Genomic DNA, 21,893 nt, shown 5'->3' with positions numbered 1-21,893 from the left:
GGATACAACAACACCTGCAGAGCGGGCGCGACCTCGCCGCGGTCCCGCGCGAGCAGCGCCAACGCCGCAGCTAACCCACCGCCGGCACTGGCGCCGCCGATCGCCACCCGCGCAGGGTCCACCGCAGGCAGTCCCGTCAACCAGGTCACCACCGAATAGCAGTCCTCCAACCCCGCGGGGTAGGGATGTTCCGGCGCCAGGCGGTATTCCACCGATGCGACCGTGATACCCAGCTCCCGCACGAACCGGCGGCACTGCGCGTCATCCAGGAATGTGCGGCCAGCAACATAGCCGCCGCCGTGGATCCATACCATCGCCGCCCCGCTCAGTTCGGGGGGACGATACAACCGCACCCCGGCACCCGACGCCAGCGTCAGCACCTCGACGTGCTTCGGCGTGCGCCGCCACTCGAGCCGGCTCATCGCCCGCATCAGAGGCAGCGTCCTCGGCGTCATTAGTTGTCGGGGTGTGAGCAGGGCGAGGCGGCGCAGATCGGGATTCACAGAATTCATCAATGATCGTCAGCCCTTTGGGATCGGCTTACGCGTTTGCAGTCGCCCTCTGGACTTCCAGGCGCAGACCCAGCGCTGCCTGTTCTGACGTTGATACGCGAAAGTACAAGATCACTGAGGAACTGATCAGCGATGAACATGTTGACTCCGACCTTCATCGCACTCCCATCGAGCCCCCAATTCATACATTGTACGATAGTATCGCATCTAGCTGAAGCATGTAATGGGCGCGATTGCGAGCCGATGTCGCGCCTTCGGCGAGGGAAGCTGGACATATCGACGGCGATGACAGTCCGAGGGCGGTCGGCTGACCTCCCGCAAAGCTAGACGAACGATGTCCAAAGCGATTGACGGAATTATCAGCGGTTCTCGACACGCAAACCGAAGAGGTCACCTTTCCCGCAATATTGCAGTGGGATGAGTTGTTGGACGATCCGTCCGAGTGGTATTACCGGCAGGTTCCTCGGTAACTGGGTGCCGCTCGCCTGACTGTGGTTGTCCCATCAGTTGTGTTTCGCCTCGTAGCGCAGCAGGACCCTGCCACCCGGAAAGGTGCGGTTCTCCAACAGTCGCAGCGAGATCCATGACGGCAGTGTCGGGAAGAACGGGGTGCCGCCGCCTACGGCGGTGGGCGTGACCACGATCCGGTATTCGTCCACCAGTCCGGCCTGCACGATCGGTGCGGCCAGCGTCGCACCGGCCACCTCCAGCCGGCCGTCGGTTTCGGCTTTCAGCTTCGTCACCGCCTCGACCGGGTCGCCGCGTTCCAGGCGGGAGTTCCAGTCGACGGACTCCAGGGTGCGCGAGAACACGACCTTGGGCATGTCGCGCCAGATGCGGGCGAAGTCAACGATCAGAGGTGTGGCGTCCGGGGTCTTGTCGGCGGTCGGCCAGTACGCCGACATCAGTTCGTAAAGCCGCCGCCCGTAGAACGCCAAGGCGGTCTCCCGCTCGAAGTCGTTCCAGTACTGGTGCAGTTCTTCGCTCGGATCGCTCCAGTCGATGTCGCCTTGTGCGTCGGCTATATACCCGTCCACCGATACGTTGAAGCCATAGATGAGTTTGCCCATGCGCATCAGACTGCACCGGAGGGCAAAACTCATCGCGACGCCACACTTGGAATCGTCAAATTCTTGTCGATGGGCGAGCCAGCAACGGCTGGTCTTGGGGGGCGGCACGAGCGGTCGAAGCAGTCCGCAGCGAACAAAGCGGTTTGGCACTAGCTTTGTCGTCGTCCTGCGCGCACCGGCGTGGCGATGGGCTGCGGAGCGGCTGGTCGGTTTGCTCGCGCGGTCTTGCTGTTGACCGCGGTGCGGAAGTGAGCCAGCAGCAGTCGAACCGCGTAGCAAAAGCCGCTGACAAGAAACATGACCGAAGTGAGCAACAACCAGCGACCTAGAAAGGGCTGCTGGGTATGTCCGGTGGCGGCCAAGTAAGTCGCCGAGCCCTGCCCGAATATGCCCGGCCAAAATATGAGCAGGGTCAATCCCGATGCAAGCGCCGGAATGCGGACATAGTTCAGCCCCGGGGCGTGGAGTTGCCCGCGTCGGCGTCGCGGTGTGGCCGTCGTGCCCAGAACGCGGTCGGCAAGTGCGTACAGCGGGAACAACGCGAGATCGTGGAGGATGATCGCCGCGGCAAGCCAGGTAGCGATGGATTGCCACCATGTCTGCGGATTCCACAATGTTGCCGGATTGAAGGTGAACACGATGTAGCCGGCCAACGTGAAGCCTGCGGCCATGGTCATCAGGTGCAGCGGGTGCGAGCCGTAGAACCTGCGTAACCGTACGAGGAAAACAGACATCTCAATCGGCCTGAAACTCAATGGAACTGACCCACTTTGTGTTGTGGACACCGGGAAGCGCTGGAACGATGATCCGAGCCGGGTACCCGTGATCCGGCGACAGGTCGACGCCGTTTACGCGCAACGCCAGCAACGCATCGGGGTCAAGCACTTGATTGGCCTGCAAGAAGGCGTGGCCGAAATCCCCAATTTTGTCGTCTACGGCTTTCTGCAGCGATTGCACCCGAGCCAACAGCGGCGCTCGCACACCGGCTGTGGCGGCCAGATCGGCTAATCGCACCCCGCTCCAGGTCTGGACGGTGGACCAGCCTTGGACACAGCCGATTGGCAGCCGCACAGTGTGCTGCGGCATCGCGGCCAATGCAGCACGGTCGAGTACCACCGGTATCGGTCCGCCAGTAAGCCTGAGGCGCCACGCAGCGCCGATCGCCGCCGAATCGATTCCGGCGGCAGCGGCGGTCTTGTTGACCGGAAAGTCGTTTGGGCCATCAACACGGGTGCGCCCCCGCGGCAGAAACAACACGGTCTCGCGAGTGAGGCCGCCGACGGTTTGCCCGACTGTCAGCGCGGCGAGTCCCAGCGCACCGCTCCCGACCAGTGCCAGCGCACCGCGACGGCTCATCGTGGCCGGAGCGGGATCGTCGGCAACTAACCCCTCGGGGCCACGCGGCTCGGGTCGGGTATTGGCACGGTTGACGCGCAACACCTCTCGCATCGGCATCGACCGAATCCCGCGCACCATCTTTGGGATCTTCAGCGTGATGTGCATCAGGAAACCGACGATGAATACCCACGCTCCAAAGTAGTGCGCCGTGTGCCAGGGGAACCAAAAAAGAAAGTTGTACTGGATGAACAGCAGACCGGTTGCGATTTCAAAGAGGATTCCACCGACAAGCATTACCAGCGAAATTCGCTCAAGCAGTTGGGCGATCGATCGGGCTGGGGGCCAAGCGAAAAGTCGCGGAATCACAGACCACAACTTGGCGATCACCACCGGGATCAGCGTGACGCCAAGGCCTACATGTACACCCTGGTTAAGGCCATACAGCCACGCAGGACGAGATGGCCAATCGAAGGTGGGCAGCTTCAACCAACCAACATCGGCGGGGAGTGCCTGTCCGAACCGGGGCGCATATGCCATGTACGAAAGGAGTCCCGTGAGGATCACGAGGGGCAACCCGATCACCAACACTGCCCCCAAGGTCGATGTGAGCCAAGGTCCGCGCAGCGGGCTTCGCCAGTGCCGTCGCACGCTCACACCGGGCGGGGGATGACGATCGAGGCTGCGCCACAGACGACGCGGAAAGCCGTACCGCCCTGAGTCGCTCGGCGGCTCGGGGCTGCGCGGTCTGGGCGTTTCTGACCCGCCAGACTTCATCAGCAAACCTCCAGCGACCTACCAGCCAAAGTGAAGTGGGGATCGCGAGGTGCACACTGGCGACTTGGTCCACACAGCAGACGCCGGTGACGCCGTCGTTGCTGGCTGGTGGATCGCCACATTAAGACCACTCCTCCGGATATCGGTACGGGCGCTTGGTTTCACATCGCACGCAACATGGCGGCACGGCCCTTGACATGAAGTTTTTGCAGTGTGGAGGTACGCAATTCGGCCATACGCTCCTCCATTTTCTTGCCGAGTGCGTCCAGCAGTTCTTTGCTCAAATCTATTGGTGCGGGACATAAGTCACGCTCTTCTTCGGTGGCGTGAGCGTCCAAGACGGTGACGAACGAGTGCCATTCGGCCTCGTATTCCGGTGCTGTCCTAGGGGTCCGCAACAGCACCGTGAGCTGATCCCAGACTTGTCGGTGTTCGGCATGGGCGATTGCGACGAGTTCGCTTGCCTGCGCTACGCCCGGATAGAACAAGTCGTCCTCGATGCGCATGTGGATGTCGAGCTCCATCAACAATTCGTCGAGGGCCTCTTGCCGTGCGTCAGTTTCCGGTGGAATCGCGCTGATCTTTGCGCACAGGCGGCGTAGCACTTTATGGTGCTCGAACAGCACGTCATAGGCGTTCATTGCGCCACCCCGCGCACCTCGACCATCCCATCGCGGATCCGAGTCGGATATCTCGGCAGGGCAGCTGTCGCCGGGCCGCGCACCACCTCACCCGACTCGCACGCGAATTTTGAACCGTGCCAAGGACATACGATTCGGTCGCGGTCGATCCAGCCGTCATGCATCGGCGCACCTAAGTGCGGGCAGTGCTGACCAACGGCGAACACCTGATCGTCGTTGCGATACAGAACCACGCCGACGCCCTCGATCTGGACTCGCTGTGGCTGCCCGTTCAGCGCGGTGATAGGCAGCGCGGGCGTCCAGTTGTGCCCGCTGAGCCGAGAGCCAGAGCGGTCCACCCCGGTGCCTGATCCGTACACCAGCTCACCGCCCAAATATCCGCTTCCGAGAGTGAGCCCGTAGCCCAGCGCGCTGCCGGCCATCGCGCGCACATGACGGCCACGACCGCGGTCCCACCACGACAACGCATAAAGACCAGTTGCGACCGCGTTCAGCAAGCCGTGGATCAGGCCCACTCGACGCGATTGCTCATGGGTGTGTTGCCAGTCCGTCAGACCGGTAGCCGCCGCACCGATGCTTCCGGCAAGACCCACGCCCAACGCAAACCTCGAGGCATCGCGCCACTCCGGTGCGCGGCGACCCAGCACGCTGACGGCGTCCATCGCCACCGTGCTTGCCACCGCCCCAGTCGGCACCGACGTCAATGCCGGATGCAACGGATGACCCAGCCAGGTGCCGTGCAGCGCGTTACTGACACGGTCACGATGTCTGCCCATGGCGGCGAACAAAAACGTAAGCGCATGCTCCAACCGGTAGCTTGGCCGATCCAGCCACTCCTGTTTTTCGAGAGCTATCCGGACAGCAAGTCCGGCCCTGCGCAGCCGATCTAAAGAAAGTTGCGACCGCTCAGCCACGGCACCCCTCCCGTGTGTGCGAAAGCGAATCGATGCGGGCTCCCCGACCCCTCGACCCATCAACCGATCTGGATTGGCGCGGCGCACCGGTCTCGACGCCGCCTCGGCTATGGACCGACTGCGACCACCCGGTCGCCCTAGTCCATGTCTAGGACACGTACTCCGATGGCGATTTGTTCAATCGCAACAACACCTCGGCATACGGGTCAGCAAGACTAGGGAGCATGACCGCCATCAACGGGCGAAAACGCCAAAGTCCGACTATCGGCCATTCAGCAGACAGGCGAGGTCGAACCAGAGAATGTCGGCGGGATTGGTGAACCATTGAAAGTGCGCCTGCGTGCCTACGTTATGACCCCACGGTCGGCCGCGCCGCCAGCTGGGTGGCTCCGCGACGATCTGCTCGGGCCCGGGTAGCGGTCGACCTGCCGGTCGCCGCGTTGCGCCGACAACAACCACGGAGGGTCGGATGACCAACAACGTGCGTGGAGGGGTGCGGCTGAGCGGGGTCAGCAAGACTTACGGCGAGGACGCCGTTGCTGTGCACGCATTGCGGAAGGTCGATCTCGACATCCCCGCGGGCAAATTGGTGGCGATACTGGGTCCAAGCGGGTCGGGTAAGACCACGCTGCTCAACGTTATCGGCGGCATCGAATCGGCCGATTGCGGAACGATCGTCGTCGCCGGGCAAGACATTTCGGGCCGCCGAACGCGCGACCTGGGCGCTTTCCGCCGCGCGCACGTCGGGTTCGTGTTCCAATTCTTCAATCTGATTCCCACCCTGACCGCGTTCGAGAACGTGCAGGTGGTAATCGAGTTGACCGGCCGAGGTGACCGTGACCGCGTTCCGGATCTGCTTGCCGCGGTCGGCTTGTCGGATCGCGCCAATCATTTCCCGGCGCAGCTCTCCGGCGGAGAACAGCAGCGCGTAGCGATCGCCCGGGCGCTGGCCACCGACCCCGACCTACTGCTGGCCGACGAACCGGCCGGTGCACTGGACGTCGCGACGGGCCGCCAGGTTCTTGAGTTGTTGCAACAGACCAGCCGTGCCGGGCGCAGCGTGATCATGGTGACTCACAACGAAGCTGCCGCCGAGATCGCCGATCAAGTCATGCGGTTGCGCGACGGCTCCATCGTGTCGGTGGAATCCAACGCGGCGCCGGCCGATGCCGCGACCATCCGTTGGTGAGCACCGTGATGGTTCGCACGTTGCACAAGAAGGTATTTCGCGATCTGCGGCGGCGCCTGCCGCAGGCCGCCGCGATCGGCGCGATCGTGATGCTAGGGGTGTTGCTGTTCGTCGCCAGTTACGATTCTTTCCGAAACGTCCAGGCGTCGTACGACCGCACCTATGTTAGAACACATTTCGCCGATCTGACCGTGACCGGCGGTGAGCCGGACACCTTCGCAGCGGCGATCCGGAACACCACGGGTATCCGCCGCGTGGTGACCCGCACTCAAGCCGATCGACCGATGATGGTCGATGGCACCAAACTTGTCGGCCGGGTCGTCGGACTGCCATCGCTAAACAGTCACGGAATCAACGACATCGACCTGATCGAAGGACGCCTTCCTGACCCCACACACGACGACCAGGTGCTCGTCGAGCGTCACACCGCCAATACGTTCGGCCTGGCCGCGGGCCAACGCATCCAGGTGTTTGACGGCACGCATTGGCGGGAGGTGACGGTCTCGGGCATTGCGCGATCGCCGGAGTATCTCTGGCCGGCCCGTAACCGCCAAGACATTCTCGGCGACCCTCACGCGTTCGCCGTGCTGTTCGCTGCCGAGCCGCTCGCCCGAGCATTGTCTGCACGCACGACGCCGAATCAGACATTGATCGAGATGGTCGACGGCACAACCCCTTCCGACCGCAACGCGGTCGCCGGCCTGCTGCGTTCCGCCGGGGCGGTGGATATCGAAGACCGTGGCGATCAACCGTCGGATGGGGCGCTGCGGGAAAACTTCAACGGCTTCTCGGTCATGGCGATCGGATTTCCAGTGATGTTTCTGTCTGCGGCGGCCCTCGCCGGCTACGTGTTGATCACCCGCCTGGTTTACACCGAGCGACCGGTCATCGGCACTCTGCTTGCCCTGGGCGCACGCCGGGGCGCGGTCGTCGGGCATTACGTGTGGCACGGCACGCTGATCGCCGCGGTCGCTGGCGTGGCCGGAGTTCTTGCCGGGTGGGCGGCCACTTCCGCGTACACCACTCTCTACACGTCTCTGCTGGGACTCCCGGACACTGTGATCGAGCATCGAATCCCCACCGCCATCATTGGTTTGGCCCTCGGGCTGGCCACCGGGGTTATCGCGGGGCTCGCACCGGCGATTAGCGCCGCCCGAACCGAACCCGCCGAGGCGATGCGCGGCGACGGGGTGCGCCGGATGCGGATAGGTCTGCTTACCCGGCTGTCCGCGCGATGGGCGCTGCTGCCCGTGGCGGTTCGGATGGCACTACGGTCTCTGACCCGAAGCCGACGCCGCACCGTCGCGACCATGGTCGGCGGCGTGCTGGCGCTCGTGCTGATACTCGCCTCGGCGGGCATGCTGACCAGCGTGCGGTCGATGCTCGCCATTCAGTTCAGCCAAGTCCAGCGTCAGGATGCCACAGTCATGACCGCGCCGAGTCCCAATGATGTTGGGGCTCAACTCCTATCGCTGCCCGGCGTTGCCGTCGTCGAACCGGCAACCATCGCGCGGGTCACCATTGTCACCCACGGACACACATATCCGACATCGCTCACCGGCCTCGACCCCGCCACGGTCATGCACGGGTTTCGTACCCCGGAGGGCACAGCGCGAACGCTGCCACCCGAGGGGGTCCTCGCCGGCGTTGCGCTGGTGAACAAACTAGGGGTGCGCGTCGGCGAAGTCATCACGGTCATGCCGGCGACTGGACCCGCCCGACAGATTCGCCTGACCGGGTTGGTAGACGAACCGTTGGGGACTGCAATGTATGCGACCAACTCCGTGGCTCGATCGATCACCAATGCTGGACCCGACGGCTACTTGCTGCGCTTCGGCAACGGCGTTGACCGCGATCGGGTGCGTGCCGCTGCAACCGGACTTGCCGGCGTGGTCGCCTACACCGATGCGCACGCGGTCGAACACCAAATCGAGAGCTACCTCGTCATCTTCTGGGCGTTCGCCGGCTCGATGCTGGTACTAGGCGCTCTGCTCGCGTTCACGGTTGTCTACGTGACCATGACGGTGAACCTGGCCGAACGGACGGGCGAACTCGCTACCCTGCGCGCAGCCGGCGTGCCGATTCGCCGGCTCACCGCCGTCGTGGCGGTCGAGAACATCGCGGCGATCTTGCTCGCCGTCCCGATCGGCCTGGCCGCCGGCGTCGCCGCAGGATGGCTGTTCCTGCGCTCGTACAACAACGACCTGTTCAACCTTCACTTTTCCGTCGGCCCGTTGGTGCTGATACTTGGCACCGTCGCCGTCATCGTGACCGCAACTGTCTCCCAGTTCCCCGCCGCCCGACTCATCGAACGCATCGATGTCGCGAAAGTGGTCCGCGAGCGGGCGCAATAACCGCGTTAACCAACGGGGTTTGTTGAACGCGCGGCATGCGCGGTCCGTGTCCCTAGTGAAGGTCAGCGTGGGGAGTATCAATGTGACCATTCGCGAGGGGGCCAGCCTGTCGAGGCGCGATCGCCTGCGGGCCGCGCTGTCTGACTATCTGGCCTTGACGAAGCCGCAGACCATTCACCTGGTGATAGGCGCAGTTCCGCCGATGTTGCTCGCCAACCGCGGTGTCGTGGCCCCGGTGTTGATTATCAACACACTCGTCGGCGCGATGCTCATGGCGGCAGGCGCGAACACGCTCAACTGCGTTGCCGACGCCGACATCGACAAGTTGATGAAGCGCACCGCAGGCAGGCCGCTGGCGCGCGCCGCAGTATCGACACGTCATGCGCTGGTGTTCGGGCTGGTGCTCAGTGCCGGCGGGTTCTTGTGGCTGTGGTGGACCACGAACCTGCTCACGGGTCTGCTGGCGGTGGCAACGATCGCGTTCTACGTTCTCGTCTACACGCTGGTGGTCAAGCGCCGCACCGCTTATAACGTGGTCTGGGGCGGCGCTGTCAACGGCATGCCGGTGATGATCGGATGGTCGGCCGTCACCGGCGCCATCGGGTGGCAAGCCCTGGTGATATACGCGATCGTCGTGTTCTGGACACCGCCGCACAGCTGGGCTTTGGCGATGCGCCACAAGGAGGATTACCGGGCCGCGGGCGTGCCGATGCTGCCGGCCATCGCGACCGAAAGTCAGGTCGCCAAGCAGATCCTCACCTATACACGGTTGACCGTGTTCGCCACGCTTTTGCTTTCGCTTGCCACCGGCTGGCTCTACAGCGCGGTCGCGCTGCTCGCCGCGGCGTGGCTGCTAGTGACGGCTCACCAGCTCTCCGCGCGGGTGAGTCGGGGCGAATCGGCCGATCCAATGCGGCTGTTTCAGCGGTCCAACACTTTTTTGGCACTCGTGTTCTGTGCGCTGGCGGTGGATTCGGCGCTGGCGCTGCCGACATTGCTGGCGCAATGACCGGGAATATCGTTTCCGGTGACGACGACCAGCTGATCATGGTGGACATCCATGACCACGAGATCGGCTGTCTAACCAAGGCTGACGCGCATCGGGGCAGCGGAACGCTGCACCGCGCATTCTCGCTATTCGTGTTCAACCCAGCGGGCGAACTGCTCGTGCAGCAGCGAGCGAAGGGCAAACGCCTGTGGCCAGGTTATTGGTCCAATAGCTGCTGTTCGCATCCCCGCCGTGGCGAGGCGATGAACTGCGCCATCCATCGCCGCCTGTGGGAGGAACTTAGGCTGCGCACGGATCTGCAATTCCTGTTCAAATTCCGCTACCACGCGCAGTACGACTCACACGGCGCCGAGTACGAACTGTGCTCGGTTTACGCCGGTCGCAGCAGCAAGCAACCGCAGCCGAACGCCGAGGAGGTCGCGGCGTGGCGCTACATAACGCCGCAAGCGCTGCAAACCGAGATAGCCGTCGCACCCGAGACTTTCACGCCGTGGTTCAAGCTTGAATGGGCGCGTATCTCGCGGGCGTGTCCCTGGCTGCTCGACACGACACGCCCCGTCCAGCCGACGAATAGCGGACCGAATCGGTGAACTAAACGTGAGCAAGCACCGTTATTTCGGTATGGACGCTTCCGAGGCGGCCCATTCCGACCGGCCCGCAAACGTGACCGTCGATCGCGACGGCATCATCCGCCAATGGGATACCGCAGTCACCGAGTTCGTCGGTCATACAGCCGACGACGCGATCGGGCGAAGTCTCGATATTGTCATCCCGCCCATTTTCCGCCCAGTGCACTGGTGGGGCTTTGACAGAGCGATGAAAACGGGCGAAATGACCGGCGGCACCCTCAAGCTCGTGGCTCTCTGCAAGGACGGTCGCATAGTCGTTGCCCATACAACTATTGCGTTGATACCCGCCGAGGGTGGGGGTGCAGACGGCGCCGTCGTGACGTTCTTGGGTGTTGGCGGCCAATGGGAGGGCAAAGCGTGGCAAGCCGCGCTTGCCCCAATCAATCTCGCGCGCCGAATGGGGCAGCGGGTCCGAGCGGCTCGCCGGTAAGCGACCACCTAACCATGCGAGGCGCGGGCGACCGCGTCGACGGCTTGCGGGTCAAGTTCGAACAACTCGCGCAGCGCCTCGGCATAGCTATCCCCGCCGGGCGTGCTGGCCAGCTGCTTGACTCGCACCGTCGGCGTGTGCAGCAGCTTGTCTACCACCCGCCGGACAGCGCGGGCGACCTGTTCGCGCTGGACGCTGTCCAAAGCGGGCAGCCGGCGCTCCAGGCATAACAATTCCGCCTCCATGACATCGGCTGCGTGCTGGCGGAGCGCGGTTACGGTTGGGGTCACCGCGGCCATCCGCTGGCCAGTGACGTAATCCTCAACTTCTGCGGCAACGATTTGACGCGCAGCTTCGGTATCAGCCGCCGCGGCGCGCGCCGAGGAGTCGCGTTGCACCCGATCCGTGTCGATGACGAAGACTTCGGGCAGCCTCGTCACAGCTGGGTCGACATCGCGGGGCATACCGAGGTCGCAGATCACCAACGGCCTGCGGCGAGGGCGGTCCGCCAGCCCACGATGCACATCCGACTGCGTTACCACCGGCCGCATCGCGCTGGTACACGACACCACCACATCGGCGTCGGCCAGCGCGGTCGATATGTGCTCGAGCCCTCGCGCGTCGGCGTCCACGCCTTGTGCACACAAGGTGTCGGCCAAGTGCTGGGCGCGCGGGAGCGACCGGGTGACAACGTAAATGCGTGCCACACCTGCGCAAACCAAATGCTTGGCCGACAAGGCCGCCATCGAACCGGCACCCACAATCACTGCGCTACATCCGGCCAGCCCGCCCAACTGGGCGTCGGCCATGCCCAGCGCAACCGACACCATCGAAGTGCCGGCGGCACCGATCGCGGTCTCCGAGTGCACGCGTTTGCCCGCCGCCAGCGCCCGCTGGGCCAGCTCATGCAGGACGTGCCCGACGGTGTGGTTGGCCTCAGCGGCCGCATAGGCGCGGCGCACCTGGCCCAGCACTTGCTGCTCGCCTACTACCGCCGAATCCAAACCACTGGCCACAGCGAACAGATGCTCGACGGCCGCTTCGGCGTAGCGCACATAGGCGTATTTCGTCAGGTCGCGCAACGACATCGCGGCCCGCGCCGCGAGCACTTGCCCGATCGCCATAACTCCGCCATGGAATGCTTCGACCACCGCGTACACCTCGACGCGGTTGCATGTCGACAAAACCATGGCCTCGGTTACCAGGGAGGACTGCAAGATCTGGTCTGCGATCTTGGCCTGATCAAACCTGCTGGAACTCAACTGCTCGAGCACCGATACCGGCGCGCTGCTGTGCGAAACCCCGAACAGCAATACGCTCACGGCCGGATCACCAACTTAGGTTTCCTGGGACATGCGGTACCAGGCGAGCAGCAAAGTCGTCAGAGGACGCTCGTCGCCGTGCAATCGCACTACGCTTGCCGACGACTTCGCCAAACGCCTACATAGGACACGATGCGGCACCGAATTCAGTTCGATGGCCAACTGCTTGCATGAGAGCAACGGGCGACCCCGCCTCGACAACACGGATACGCATGAGCGTCATCAGAGTCGAATTCGTCTCAGACGAATTAGCCACCGCGCAACGTTCTTTCAACCAAGTGGGTTGATGACTACCTCATGCAGACTGAGAGTTGAACCTGGCTCAGACCGTCTAAAAGACCAGCGCCCCAATGTCTTTGCGCGCCCCGGAGCATCAGAAATCTTCAGCCGGAGTCAATCCCCAGTGCAGCTGCCAGCCGGTGCCGGTAACGGTCCAGGCGGTAACGCCGGCATAAGGCCGGAGAAGGGGCCTGGCGGCGGCTGGGGCACGACGCACTGAACCATCACGTAGTTCGTCCCGCTGCGCGTTACGGCATGCCAGTACGAGCCGTCCGCATAGGGCACACCGTCGCAATAGGGCTCGACGGGTTGGCCTGGTTGGCCGCCCATCCCCGCGCCACCAGGGCAGTAGTTGGCACCGACGTCGGGCTTGTGTGGATCAGGGTCCGCGTGGCCCGCTGGCGCGGTCAGGATGGCGGTGGTGATCAGCGCCAAGGTCGTCATCACAAGTTTCATGGTCAAATCTTGCTGCCTACGGCCGCACTTCGGCGTGCTTTGGACGATGAAAATGCAGGGTGTGTCGAAAGTCTCGGTGTAGCTCGCTCGCTGAGTTCACCGCGCCGCTGGTTACTTGCGGCCCTGGCCATGCAGACATGCGCTGAGCGGCAATGCTTTGCTCTAGCGTGGCTTTATGCCGTTGATTTCGAAATTGTCAATGTCGCAATGGCGGCGCGAAATGCTGCGAACCAACTTCTGGCTCATGCCGTCCTTGGAGGTGCTCGCATCGATCGCCCTGTTTTGGGCCACCTTGGAGGTAGATCGCGCCGTCTACCACGGCGTTCTCAGCCTGCCTGCGTGGGTAGAAGCCGGCAGCGCTGATACGGCACGGGAGATTCTTCTCGCGGTAGCCGCGGCGATTATGACGGTGATCGGGATCAATTTCTCGGTCACCATCGTCACTCTGACGCTGGCATCGACCCAATTTGGGCCTCGGATGCTGCGCAACTTCATCCGCGATCGCGGTACTCAGCTGACGCTGGGCACGTTTGTCGCGACGGCCGTGTACTGCGTGCTGGTGCTGTTAGCGATCGGCCCTGCAGAGCATGGCGTCTTCGTGCCGCACCTGTCGGTCTCGGTCGTCTTCTTGCTGGTCCTCGTCGATCTGGCGGTACTCATCTACTTCCTCCATCACATCGCCATCCAGATCCAGCTGCCATTCGTCATTGCAAGTATCGCCAAGGACCTAACGCGATACCTCAAGGTGCGAAGGCCCGACATCCGCATGTCAACCGGGGATCAGCAAAACGACCGTGAGGAAATTACTGCGCTGATTGACACCATCGCGTCTTCCGGCGCGATGATCTGTACCCCGAAAGGTGGTTATCTGCAGGCAATCCGGTACGACATGTTGATCCGGAAGGCGTCGGCCGCCAATGCGGTAGTGCGTTTGCCCTACCGCCCGGGGAATTTTTTGGTCGAAGACGGCGAACTGGCCGCCGTATGGCCGCCCGAAGCCGCGGACCACATTACGCGTTGCCTGAAACGTGCACAGGTCACCGGGCCGGTCCGCACCCTCGCCCAGGACCCCGCCTTCGGCATCGACCAACTGGTCGAGATCGCCATTCGGGCGCTCTCCCCGGCGGTCAACGACACATACACCGCGCTGGCATGCGTCGACTGGCTCGGCAACACCTTGTGCAAGCTCGCGAAGGTGTGGACCCCAGCGCAGGCGTACCGCGACCGCGCCGGCGCCATCCGGGTGATCTGCGAGCAGGTCAGCTACGAGAATTTGGTAGAGCGGGCATTCGACAAGATCCGCCAAGCCAGCCGCGGCATGCCCGCCGTATTGATTCGCCAGCTGGAGTCGCTCAAAGCGATCATGGAGCAGACCACGGACCCCGACCAGGCCCGGGCGTTGATGGATCAAGCGGCGATGATCCAGCGATCCAACCTCCAGTCGGTACCCGAAGAATCCGACCGCGCCGACGTGGAAAGCCGTTACAGCGCCGTGGCCAGCGTTTACGCCCGACGGAACGACTCTGCCGAAAACTACCCGCAACGGCAGCACGACCTTCGCCTGGCGGGAGATGCCGAACCGCGACTTAGCCGAGGCGGCGAAGGGTAGGGGCCCGCTTTACAAGCTGCCCAGGTCGTCGGGCACGTCGACGGCGTGCGCGCGCAGGGCCTCAAGGGGCACCACATCGAGCGTGCGCTCATGCGTCGAGGCGAGCACCACCGGCGCGGCGCATCCGTCGCGGTAGGCCAGCAGCCAATTCCCCGCGGTCACGCACCATCGGTCCCCCGGCACCAGACCGGGGAAGCGGAGCTGCGGTCTCGGTGTGGACAGGTCGTTTCCTATCGCACGCTGATGTTCGAGGAACTCGGCGGTCACCACGGCGCAAATAGTGTGCATGCCGAGATCCTCCTCGCCGGTTGAACAGCAGCCGTCGCGGTAGAAGCCGGTTAGCGGCTCGGTGCCGCAAGGTTCCAGCGCACCACCCAACACGTTGCGCTCAGGCATCGGGCACCTCTCTAGATCGCGTCGACCACGTCGGCCACGCGCCGAAGTTGGCTGACATCGGAACTGGTTGGGATGAGCTGGATTTCGTCGGTGCCGACCGCTTCGAACTTGCGCAGCACCGCGATGAGTTCCTCCTCGCCGCCGGCGAACCCGGTGGTCGGCGCCATCGCGTCGATGTACTCGGTTGGTATCCAGTTCATATAGCGGCGCAGATGCCGGTGCACTTGCGGCCGGGCTTCGTCGAAGGAACCGAGCGCGAACCAGAACGATGTGGCCAAGTGCGGCTTGGGCTTGCCGACCTCGGCCCAACCGGTCCGCGCCACATCGAACAGCTCGTTCTGTTTGGCGACGTCGAGGTCCATCGTGTGGCCGGCCAGGCCATCAGCCCAGGCGGCAGCGCTGCGTAGGGTCTTCGGCCCGATGGTTCCGATCAGCAGCGGCGGGCCGCCCGCCTGAACCGGCGCCGGCCCGACCGGCAGCAGCGACTCGGTGATTTTCTCGCCCGACCAGACTCGTTTCATGACCGCTACCCGCTCGGCCATGCCACGCATGGTCTGCGTCGTCGGGTCCGCGCCGACTGCCTGATAGTCCTCGATGCGGCCGCCCACGCCGATGCCCACCGTCAGCCGCCCGCCACACAGCATGTCGCCCGTCGCCAGCGCCTTGGCCAACATCACCGGGTCGTGCAGCGCAGGCACGATCACCGTCGTCACCAACCGCACTCGATCGGTCCACGCGGCCAGCGCGCCCATCAGCGTCAAAGTCTCGGGGTTGTCGAAGGCCATCCTCTCGCCCCAACACAATGACGCGAACGGGCCGTCATCGATCGCACGCGCCCAATCCCGCAGCACGGCAGCATCCAAGTCCGGCTCCATGACGGGCATGGTCATCGATATCTGCACGACGGCGATTCTGGCATGTAGACCGGTGGGTGCGCGCAGGCTGCGCAGTGGCACGATGTCTGGGATGGGCATCACCGCCAATTCCATCGCGCATGTACGGCTCACCGTCAGCGACATCGAGCGTTCCCGACAGTTCTACGAGAGCGTCTTCGGTTGGCCGGTTCTGCTCGAGGTGCCTGACAACGCCGACGAGGCGACGCGCAAGCAGCTGGGGTTTCTGTTCGGTGGCGTCATCTACGACATGGGTGGTGCGCTGATCGGGCTGAGGCCGGTCGCTACCGACCGCTTCCACGAGGACCGTTGCGGGCTGGACCACCTCGCGTTCAGGGTCGCAAGTAAGGCTGAATTAGACGCTGCGGCAAAGCATCTTGACGATCTGGGCCTCGAGCACGAGCCGGTCAAGGACATCGGACCGACCTACATTCTGGAGTTCCGCGACCCGGACAACATTGCCTTGGAGCTGTCCGCGCCGAAGTAGACTGGCAAGCACCATGCCTATCGAGTTCAACCACACCATCGTCGGCGCCCGCGATAAGCGGGAATCCGCCGAGTTTCTCACCGAGCTGTTCGGGTTGCCGAGTCCGGAGCCGTTCGGCCCGTTCATGACCGTCACACTCGAGCACGGCGCGAACCTCGACTACGCCGATGTGTCCGAAGGCGAGGAGATCCGACCGCAGCATTATGCGTTCCTGGTCTCCGAGGACGACTTCGACGCGATCTACGGCAAGATTCAATCCCGCGGGCTGCAGCACTGGGCAGACCCGGGTGGTAATCGACCCGGCGAAATCAACACCAGAGACGGCGGCCGTGGAGTGTATTTCCGCGATCCCGGCGGCCATTACCTGGAAATTCTCACCAGGCCCTATGGCTCAGGCGGCTAGCGCTACCCAGTGCGGGGGCCGTGGCGCGTGCTTTCCTGGTCGCGATAGTCGTTGGCCATCCGACTGACATGGTTCGGCAGCGCACCGGCCGCGACGTCGGCCAACGTCGTCTCCTCCAGCACCGAGCGCATGCTGGCTCGCAGCGCCCGCCAGAGGTCGGTCAACGCCGCGGTCGGCCCGGAATACGGCAGATCGCCCAGACCGACGTCGCGGACGCTGGCTAGCGGCCCGTCGATGGAACGCAACACGTCGGCAATGCTGATCTGATTACCGGGGCGAGCCAATTCATATCCCCCGTCGCGACCGCGGTGGCTGCGCACCAGGCGATCGGTGCGCAGGTCGGACAAGATGTCGACGAGGAACTGCGGCGGGATGCCCTGGGCTTGCGCCAGGTCGTCAGTCTTGACCCGCACGCCGCCGTCGACGGTGGCGAGCTGGACCATTGCCCGCACGGCATACTCCGCCTTGGCCGACATGCGCATGGACACGATCCTTGCATGCCAAAGTTAAGAACCGGCGTCGCTCAGGCCGTTACAGCCAGCACCGCGTCGGCGTATTCCGGTCGGCACACCACCAGGTCCGGCAGCAGCGGATCGGGCCGGTTGTATTCCAGCGGCGAACCATCGATACGTGAGGTGTGCAAACCGGCGGCACGGGCTACGGCGACCGGCGCCGCCGAATCCCATTCGTATTGCCCACCGGCGTGCACGTAGACGTCGGCCAAACCCTGCACTACCGCGGCGACTTTCGCGCCAGCCGATCCCATCTCGACCAACGTGCCGTTCAGCTGGTCGCGGACCTGCAGCGCGATCGCCGGCGGGCGGGTGCGCGAGACCACGATTCGGGGCGATCCCGGGTAATCCGGCGGCGGCGTGGGATCGGGCGTGGCCAACGTGACGCCTTGTGCGGGCAGCGCCACCGCACCGGCCACCAGATCACCGGATTGCCACAGCGCGACGTGCACGGCCCAGTCTTGGCGGCCGAGTTCGGAAAACTCCCGGGTGCCGTCCAGCGGGTCGACGATCCATACCCGCTCGGAACGCAACCGCACCGGGTTGTCGGCGCCTTCTTCGGACAGCACGGCATCACCTGGGCGTTCGCGTGCCAGCGCCTCCATCAAGTAGTCGTGAGACCGCTTGTCCCCCGCCGCCTTTCGCTCGGCTTGCGTGGCATCGGCCAGCTCATCGCGCACCGTGAGCAGTAGTTGGCCGGCTTCGGCGGCCAGCCGCGCGGCCACTTGGTGGTCGGTGTGGTCGCTCAACTTCGCGACTCGATCAGCTCGACGACTTGCTTCGCCAGCTCGTCGCAGCTGCGGTCCGGCGTGAGCCGCAGGTCGGGATTCTTCGGCCGCTGGTAGGGGCTGTCGATGCCGGTGAAATGCGTGATCTCACCGGCACGCGCCTTGGCGTAGAGCCCCTTGGGGTCCCGGCGCTCGCAATCTTCGAGCGGGGTGTCGCAGAACACCTCGACAAAGTCGAGCCCGGCCTCGGCATGTACCCGGCGAGCCAGGTCGCGATGCTCGGCAAGTGGGCTGATCGCCGGTACCAGCACGGTGTGCCCGGAATCGGCGATCAGCGCCGCGACATGTGCCAGACGACGCAGGTTCTCCGCACGGTCGGCCATACTGAAACCCAAATCGGCATTTAAACCGTGCCGCAAGTTGTCGCCGTCGAGAACGTAAGCGGGGACTCCTTTTTCGAGCAGCTTCTGCTCGACCAGCATCGCCACCGACGACTTGCCCGAACCCGACAGCCCGGTGAACCACAAGGTGCGGCCCCGCGACATCCGGTCCTCGGCGGTTACCAGTGACTTGTGCGGCACCGTATTCGGGCTCGCCGAGCGTGCCGAGACCTCACGCAACATCATGCCTGCGGCGACGGTCCCGTTGGTGTGGGGATCGATCAGGATGAACGAGCCGGTGCTCGGGTTGCGGGTGTATTCGTCGAGCAGCAGCGGCACCTGGCTGCGCAGCGAAATGCGACCAAGTTCGTTGAGCTGCAACGAGTCCGCGGTTGTGTCGCGGCGAAGCGTGTTGACATCGAGCCGGTAGTCCAGCGCGGTGACCCGTACCCGGGTAGTCCGGGTGGTGTGCTTGATGAGATAGTCGCGACCGGCTTCCAGCGCCGCGGCATCCGCCATCCAGCACACGGTCGCATCGAATTCCTGGGCGATCCTCGGCTGATTGGTCGGCCGGGCGATCATGTCGCCGCGGGATATGTCGATGTCGTCGGCGAGGCTGACCGAAACAGCCATCGGCGGAAACGCTTCTGTCACAGGCCCGGTCGGCCCGGCGATCGCGGTGATCCGGCTTGGCTTGCCGGTCGGCAGCACTACCACTTCGTCGCCCGGGCGCATCACACCGCTGGCCACCGTGCCGGCGTAACTGCGGTGGTCTTGATGGTCGTGGGTTTGCGGCCGGATGACGTACTGGACCGGGAAGCGGACGTCGACCAGGTTGCGGTCGCCGGCGATGAAAACCTCTTCGAGGTGCGACAACAGTGCCGGCCCTTCGTACCAGGGCGCGCGGTCGGACTTGGTCACCACATTGTCGCCGTGCAGCGCCGACATCGGGATCGCGAGCACGTCGTGCACATCCAAGCGGGTGGCGAAGGCGTGGAAGTCGTCGCGAATGGCCTCGAAAGCTTCTTTGTCCCAGTCGATCAGGTCCATCTTGTTGACCGCGAGCACGATGTGCTCGATGCCCAGCAGCGACGCCAAGAAGGTGTGCCGACGGGACTGCTCGAGCAGACCGTGCCGGGCATCGACCAGCACGATAGCGAGTTGGGCGGTCGATGCCCCGGTCACCATGTTGCGGGTGTACTGAACGTGGCCGGGCGTGTCGGCGATGATGAATTTCCGCTTGGGAGTAGCGAAGTAACGGTAGGCGACGTCGATCGTGATGCCTTGCTCACGCTCGGCCCGCAACCCGTCGGTGACCAATGCCAGGTCGGTGTAGTCGTGGCCGCGTTCCTTGGAAGTTTTTTCGACCGAGGCCCACTGGTCTTCCATGACGGCCTTGGAGTCATACAGAAGCCGACCGATCAGGGTGGACTTGCCGTCGTCGACGGAGCCCGCCGTTGCGATGCGTAGCAATGTTGCCATCAGAAGTACCCCTGCCGCTTGCGGTCTTCCATCCCAGCCTCGGAGATGCGGTCATCTGCCCGGGTGGCTCCCCGCTCGGTCAGCCGGGAGACCGCCGTCTCGGCGACGACCTCCGCGACGGTGGCCGCGTTCGACTCCACGCAGCCGGTACAGGTGACGTCGCCGACGGTGCGGAATCGCACGGTCTTCTCGAACACCTTCTCGTCGGCGCGGGGCTGCATGTGGCGGTCAACGGCCAGCAGCATTCCGTCCCGCTCGAACACCTTGCGGCGGTGGGCGTAGTAGATCGACGGCAACTTGACCTTCTCGGCGCCGACGTAGGACCAGATGTCGAATTCGGTCCAGTTGGACAACGGGAACACCCGGATGTGCTCACCCTTGTGGTGCCGCCCGTTATAGAGGTTCCACAACTCGGGCCGCTGCGCCTTGGGGTCCCACTGACCAAACTCGTCGCGGAAGCTGAACACCCGCTCCTTGGCGCGCGCCTTCTCCTCGTCGCGACGGGCGCCGCCGAATGCCGCGTCGAACTTGTTTTCGCGGATCGCACGCAGCAGCGTCACCGTCTGGATCGGGTTGCGCGACGGGATGGTCTCGACGACCCGGCCCGCATCGATGTCGTCCTGCACCGACGCCACCACCAGTCGCACCCCGGTCTCTGCAACCAGCTCGTCGCGGGCTTGGATGACCTCGTCGAAGTTGTGACCGGTGTCGACGTGCATCACCGGGAACGGCAGCCGGCCGGGCCGGAATGCCTTGAGTGCCAAATGCAGCATCACGATCGAGTCCTTTCCGCCCGAGAACAGCAAGACCGGGCGCTCAAACTCGGCGGCCACCTCACGAATGATGTGGATGGCCTCGGCCTCCAGTGAGCGCAAATGGCTCAATTCGTATTGCCCGGGCACCGGGCGGCGGTCGCTTTCCCCCGCCGCCGGGCTAGCCGTCGCTTGACTAGACATCAACCCCTCAATTCTGGGTAAAGCTGGTAGTATTGGTCAGGTTTATGAGCATTACCCTGTATAAAACCAGCATGAGCCGAAAGTGTCAATGAATTCGCGCGATCCCGCTTGTCACCAATAGCCACACCAGCACCCTCAGTTGGGCGTGGCTCGTTTTGAGAAGTGATATCGCCCGCGGGCCGAAATGAAAGACGAAGTTACCCGCCCGGTCAGCGACTGAAGAGACTATTGAGGCTCGTGAGGTTCAGCGAGCCAGAGCTACAGCTTGACCTCGTTGAGCTGGCCCGTTGCGACGTCGAAGACGAACCCGCGCAACGACTCGTGCTTGGTGACGAACGGGCTGTTTTCGATGCGACGCAGTGACTGGCGAACGTCCTCGGCCAGATCGGGGAAGGCCTCGGCCGCCCACGGCGGTTTGACCCCGGTTTCTTCTTGGATAGCGCGCTTGAAGTCGTCGTCGCGGAAGGTGAGCATCCCGCAGTCGGTGTGGTGAATCAGGATGATCTCGCGGGTTCCCAGCAACCGTTGGCTGATCGCGAGCGAGCGGACCGCATCGTCGGTGACTACCCCGCCGGCGTTGCGGATGACGTGAGCCTCGCCCTCTTTGATTCCGAGCAGACGGTAGACGTCCAGCCGGGCGTCCATGCACGCCAGGACGGCCACTTGTTTGCTCGGCGGCAGCGGCAGCGGCCCCTTGAAGGAGCTCGCGTATTCGGCGTTGTGGGCTAGGTAGTCATCGGTAACCGTCACGCCAATCTCCTTGTGTCGCAGTGTCGTTTGCTGCACAGCCCCGACCCAAAGGGGTCAGTTTAACAATCGACGGACAGACTTTCACCGGTCCGGATCAGCCCGATCAGAACGACTCGGAGCGCTCGGCCGGTGTCGCAGCGGGAACGGATTTCGGCACCCACGCGGCCTAGCTGGGCCTTTGGCCCGTGCCCGCGCCGGCCCAGATCAGATCTTTTACCCTGGCCCCATGCGAGACAGGCAAGGCCGGCGGCCATGATCCGCTTCCTGCTACGCCGCTTGCTCAACTACATCGTGCTGCTGGTGCTGGCGTCGTTCTTGGCCTTCTACCTGGCCTCGCTGGCGTTTCATCCGTTGGACAGCTTCATCGAACGTCACCCCCA

At 63.9% G+C, this 21,893-nt stretch carries 22 protein-coding genes and 2 pseudogenes; 9 read left to right on the top strand and 15 right to left on the bottom strand.

Features of this window, described 5'->3' with window-relative positions; all coding sequences use genetic code 11:
* The 6 genes from WB785_RS08715 to WB785_RS08690 all read right to left on the bottom strand — a co-directional run.
* A partial coding sequence (locus tag WB785_RS08715) for an alpha/beta hydrolase (RefSeq protein WP_424078497.1) occupies window positions 1-512 on the bottom strand: 512 nt, incomplete at its 3' end.
* Window positions 513-1,015: 503 nt separating this feature from the next.
* Window positions 1,016-1,582 (bottom strand): dihydrofolate reductase family protein, encoded by a 567-nt coding sequence (locus WB785_RS08710; RefSeq protein ID WP_424078495.1) that lies wholly within the window; start codon window positions 1,580-1,582, stop codon window positions 1,016-1,018.
* 149 nt (window positions 1,583-1,731) lie between these two features.
* Window positions 1,732-2,316, bottom strand: a complete 585-nt coding sequence (locus tag WB785_RS08705; protein WP_424078494.1) for a hypothetical protein — start codon at window positions 2,314-2,316, stop codon at window positions 1,732-1,734.
* Between the two features lies 1 nt (window position 2,317).
* Window positions 2,318-3,694, bottom strand: coding sequence for a molybdopterin-dependent oxidoreductase (locus WB785_RS08700; protein WP_424078493.1), 1,377 nt, complete (start codon window positions 3,692-3,694; stop codon window positions 2,318-2,320).
* A 161-nt stretch (window positions 3,695-3,855) separates the two neighbouring features.
* The gene (locus tag WB785_RS08695) at window positions 3,856-4,335 is read right to left on the bottom strand and encodes a hemerythrin domain-containing protein (protein ID WP_424078492.1); all 480 of its coding nucleotides are present in this window, start codon (window positions 4,333-4,335) and stop codon (window positions 3,856-3,858) included.
* On the bottom strand, window positions 4,332-5,123 hold the full coding sequence (locus WB785_RS08690; protein WP_424078500.1) for a Rieske 2Fe-2S domain-containing protein: 792 nt from the start codon (window positions 5,121-5,123) through the stop codon (window positions 4,332-4,334). Before WB785_RS08690 ends, WB785_RS08695 begins: the two co-directional genes overlap by 4 nt.
* Window positions 5,124-5,718: 595 nt before the next feature.
* Here WB785_RS08690 and WB785_RS08685 point away from each other — a divergent pair.
* The 5 genes from WB785_RS08685 to WB785_RS08665 all read left to right on the top strand — a co-directional run bounded on the left by WB785_RS08685 (window position 5,719) and on the right by WB785_RS08665 (window position 10,860).
* Entirely contained in the window at window positions 5,719-6,438 is a 720-nt protein-coding gene (locus WB785_RS08685; RefSeq protein ID WP_424078491.1) for an ABC transporter ATP-binding protein, read from the top strand.
* Window positions 6,435-8,792, top strand: coding sequence for an ABC transporter permease (locus WB785_RS08680; protein WP_424078490.1), 2,358 nt, complete (start codon window positions 6,435-6,437; stop codon window positions 8,790-8,792). Before WB785_RS08685 ends, WB785_RS08680 begins: the two co-directional genes overlap by 4 nt.
* 82 nt (window positions 8,793-8,874) lie before the next feature.
* Window positions 8,875-9,801, top strand: coding sequence for a heme o synthase (locus WB785_RS08675; protein WP_424078489.1), 927 nt, complete (start codon window positions 8,875-8,877; stop codon window positions 9,799-9,801).
* The gene (idi, locus tag WB785_RS08670; RefSeq protein ID WP_424078487.1) at window positions 9,798-10,391 is read left to right on the top strand and encodes an isopentenyl-diphosphate Delta-isomerase; all 594 of its coding nucleotides are present in this window, start codon (window positions 9,798-9,800) and stop codon (window positions 10,389-10,391) included. The genes WB785_RS08675 and idi overlap by 4 nt, the downstream gene beginning before the upstream one ends.
* Before the next feature lie 7 nt (window positions 10,392-10,398).
* Entirely contained in the window at window positions 10,399-10,860 is a 462-nt protein-coding gene (locus WB785_RS08665) for a PAS domain S-box protein (protein WP_424078485.1), read from the top strand.
* An 8-nt stretch (window positions 10,861-10,868) separates the two neighbouring features.
* Here WB785_RS08665 and WB785_RS08660 read toward each other — a convergent pair whose 3' ends face one another.
* Window positions 10,869-12,182 (bottom strand): glutamyl-tRNA reductase, encoded by a 1,314-nt coding sequence (locus WB785_RS08660; RefSeq protein WP_424078484.1) that lies wholly within the window; start codon window positions 12,180-12,182, stop codon window positions 10,869-10,871.
* Between the two features lie 393 nt (window positions 12,183-12,575).
* Window positions 12,576-12,917, bottom strand: coding sequence for a hypothetical protein (locus WB785_RS08655; RefSeq protein WP_424078482.1), 342 nt, complete (start codon window positions 12,915-12,917; stop codon window positions 12,576-12,578).
* 175 nt (window positions 12,918-13,092) lie between these two features.
* Here WB785_RS08655 and WB785_RS08650 point away from each other — a divergent pair, with 175 nt between their 5' ends.
* Complete coding sequence (locus tag WB785_RS08650) at window positions 13,093-14,526, top strand: DUF2254 domain-containing protein (RefSeq protein ID WP_424078481.1); 1,434 nt, start codon at window positions 13,093-13,095, stop codon at window positions 14,524-14,526.
* 9 nt (window positions 14,527-14,535) lie between these two features.
* Here WB785_RS08650 and WB785_RS08645 read toward each other — a convergent pair whose 3' ends face one another.
* Window positions 14,536-14,922 (bottom strand): DUF2237 family protein, encoded by a 387-nt coding sequence (locus WB785_RS08645; protein WP_424078479.1) that lies wholly within the window; start codon window positions 14,920-14,922, stop codon window positions 14,536-14,538.
* An 11-nt stretch (window positions 14,923-14,933) separates the two neighbouring features.
* Entirely contained in the window at window positions 14,934-15,812 is an 879-nt protein-coding gene (locus WB785_RS08640) for an LLM class flavin-dependent oxidoreductase (RefSeq protein WP_424078499.1), read from the bottom strand.
* 76 nt (window positions 15,813-15,888) lie between these two features.
* On the opposite strand from WB785_RS08640, the gene WB785_RS08635 reads away from it, so the two are divergent.
* Both WB785_RS08635 and WB785_RS08630 read left to right on the top strand, forming a co-directional pair.
* On the top strand, window positions 15,889-16,302 hold the full coding sequence (locus WB785_RS08635) for a VOC family protein (protein ID WP_424078478.1): 414 nt from the start codon (window positions 15,889-15,891) through the stop codon (window positions 16,300-16,302).
* Between the two features lie 13 nt (window positions 16,303-16,315).
* Entirely contained in the window at window positions 16,316-16,705 is a 390-nt protein-coding gene (locus WB785_RS08630) for a VOC family protein (RefSeq protein WP_424078477.1), read from the top strand.
* Window positions 16,706-16,707: 2 nt separating this feature from the next.
* Here the strand turns inward: WB785_RS08630 and WB785_RS08625 are convergent, their stop codons facing one another.
* The 5 genes and pseudogenes from WB785_RS08625 to WB785_RS08605 form a co-directional block, all read right to left on the bottom strand.
* Complete coding sequence (locus WB785_RS08625) at window positions 16,708-17,187, bottom strand: Rrf2 family transcriptional regulator (RefSeq protein ID WP_424078476.1); 480 nt, start codon at window positions 17,185-17,187, stop codon at window positions 16,708-16,710.
* 41 nt (window positions 17,188-17,228) lie between these two features.
* The gene (locus WB785_RS08620) at window positions 17,229-17,966 is read right to left on the bottom strand and encodes a 3'(2'),5'-bisphosphate nucleotidase CysQ (protein ID WP_424078475.1); all 738 of its coding nucleotides are present in this window, start codon (window positions 17,964-17,966) and stop codon (window positions 17,229-17,231) included.
* Entirely contained in the window at window positions 17,963-19,807 is a 1,845-nt protein-coding gene (gene cysC, locus WB785_RS08615; protein ID WP_424078473.1) for an adenylyl-sulfate kinase, read from the bottom strand. Before cysC ends, WB785_RS08620 begins: the two co-directional genes overlap by 4 nt.
* Window positions 19,807-20,815: pseudogene (gene cysD, locus WB785_RS08610) on the bottom strand (sulfate adenylyltransferase subunit CysD). Before cysD ends, cysC begins: the two are co-directional and overlap by 1 nt.
* A gap of 206 nt (window positions 20,816-21,021) precedes the next feature.
* The gene (locus WB785_RS08605) at window positions 21,022-21,513 is read right to left on the bottom strand and encodes a beta-class carbonic anhydrase (RefSeq protein ID WP_424078471.1); all 492 of its coding nucleotides are present in this window, start codon (window positions 21,511-21,513) and stop codon (window positions 21,022-21,024) included.
* A 252-nt stretch (window positions 21,514-21,765) separates the two neighbouring features.
* Here WB785_RS08605 and WB785_RS08600 point away from each other — a divergent pair.
* Window positions 21,766-21,893 (top strand): annotated as a pseudogene (locus tag WB785_RS08600) (ABC transporter permease); the annotation flags it as partial.

The organism is Mycobacterium sp. (genome assembly GCF_049585075.1).
Classification (GTDB): Bacteria; Actinomycetota; Actinomycetes; order Mycobacteriales; family Mycobacteriaceae; genus Mycobacterium.
The sequence above is the reverse complement of the archived record's forward strand: the minus strand, read 5'-3'. Positions and strand labels throughout refer to the sequence as shown.

What these genes read in the sequence shown, in the direction of transcription:
- WB785_RS08710 (WP_424078495.1), bottom strand. Translation starts at nt 1,582, where the DNA reads ATGGGCAAACTCATCTATGGCTTCAACGTATCGGTGGACGGGTATATA.
- WB785_RS08705 (WP_424078494.1), bottom strand. Translation starts at nt 2,316, where the DNA reads ATGTCTGTTTTCCTCGTACGGTTACGCAGGTTCTACGGCTCGCACCCG.
- WB785_RS08700 (WP_424078493.1), bottom strand. Translation starts at nt 3,694, where the DNA reads ATGAAGTCTGGCGGGTCAGAAACGCCCAGACCGCGCAGCCCCGAGCCG.
- WB785_RS08695 (WP_424078492.1), bottom strand. Translation starts at nt 4,335, where the DNA reads ATGAACGCCTATGACGTGCTGTTCGAGCACCATAAAGTGCTACGCCGC.
- WB785_RS08685 (WP_424078491.1), top strand. Translation starts at nt 5,719, where the DNA reads ATGACCAACAACGTGCGTGGAGGGGTGCGGCTGAGCGGGGTCAGCAAG.
- idi (WP_424078487.1), top strand. Translation starts at nt 9,798, where the DNA reads ATGACCGGGAATATCGTTTCCGGTGACGACGACCAGCTGATCATGGTG.
- WB785_RS08655 (WP_424078482.1), bottom strand. Translation starts at nt 12,917, where the DNA reads ATGAAACTTGTGATGACGACCTTGGCGCTGATCACCACCGCCATCCTG.
- WB785_RS08650 (WP_424078481.1), top strand. Translation starts at nt 13,093, where the DNA reads ATGCCGTTGATTTCGAAATTGTCAATGTCGCAATGGCGGCGCGAAATG.
- WB785_RS08645 (WP_424078479.1), bottom strand. Translation starts at nt 14,922, where the DNA reads ATGCCTGAGCGCAACGTGTTGGGTGGTGCGCTGGAACCTTGCGGCACC.
- WB785_RS08640 (WP_424078499.1), bottom strand. Translation starts at nt 15,812, where the DNA reads ATGACCATGCCCGTCATGGAGCCGGACTTGGATGCTGCCGTGCTGCGG.
- WB785_RS08635 (WP_424078478.1), top strand. Translation starts at nt 15,889, where the DNA reads ATGGGCATCACCGCCAATTCCATCGCGCATGTACGGCTCACCGTCAGC.
- WB785_RS08630 (WP_424078477.1), top strand. Translation starts at nt 16,316, where the DNA reads ATGCCTATCGAGTTCAACCACACCATCGTCGGCGCCCGCGATAAGCGG.
- WB785_RS08625 (WP_424078476.1), bottom strand. Translation starts at nt 17,187, where the DNA reads ATGCGCATGTCGGCCAAGGCGGAGTATGCCGTGCGGGCAATGGTCCAG.
- cysC (WP_424078473.1), bottom strand. Translation starts at nt 19,807, where the DNA reads ATGGCAACATTGCTACGCATCGCAACGGCGGGCTCCGTCGACGACGGC.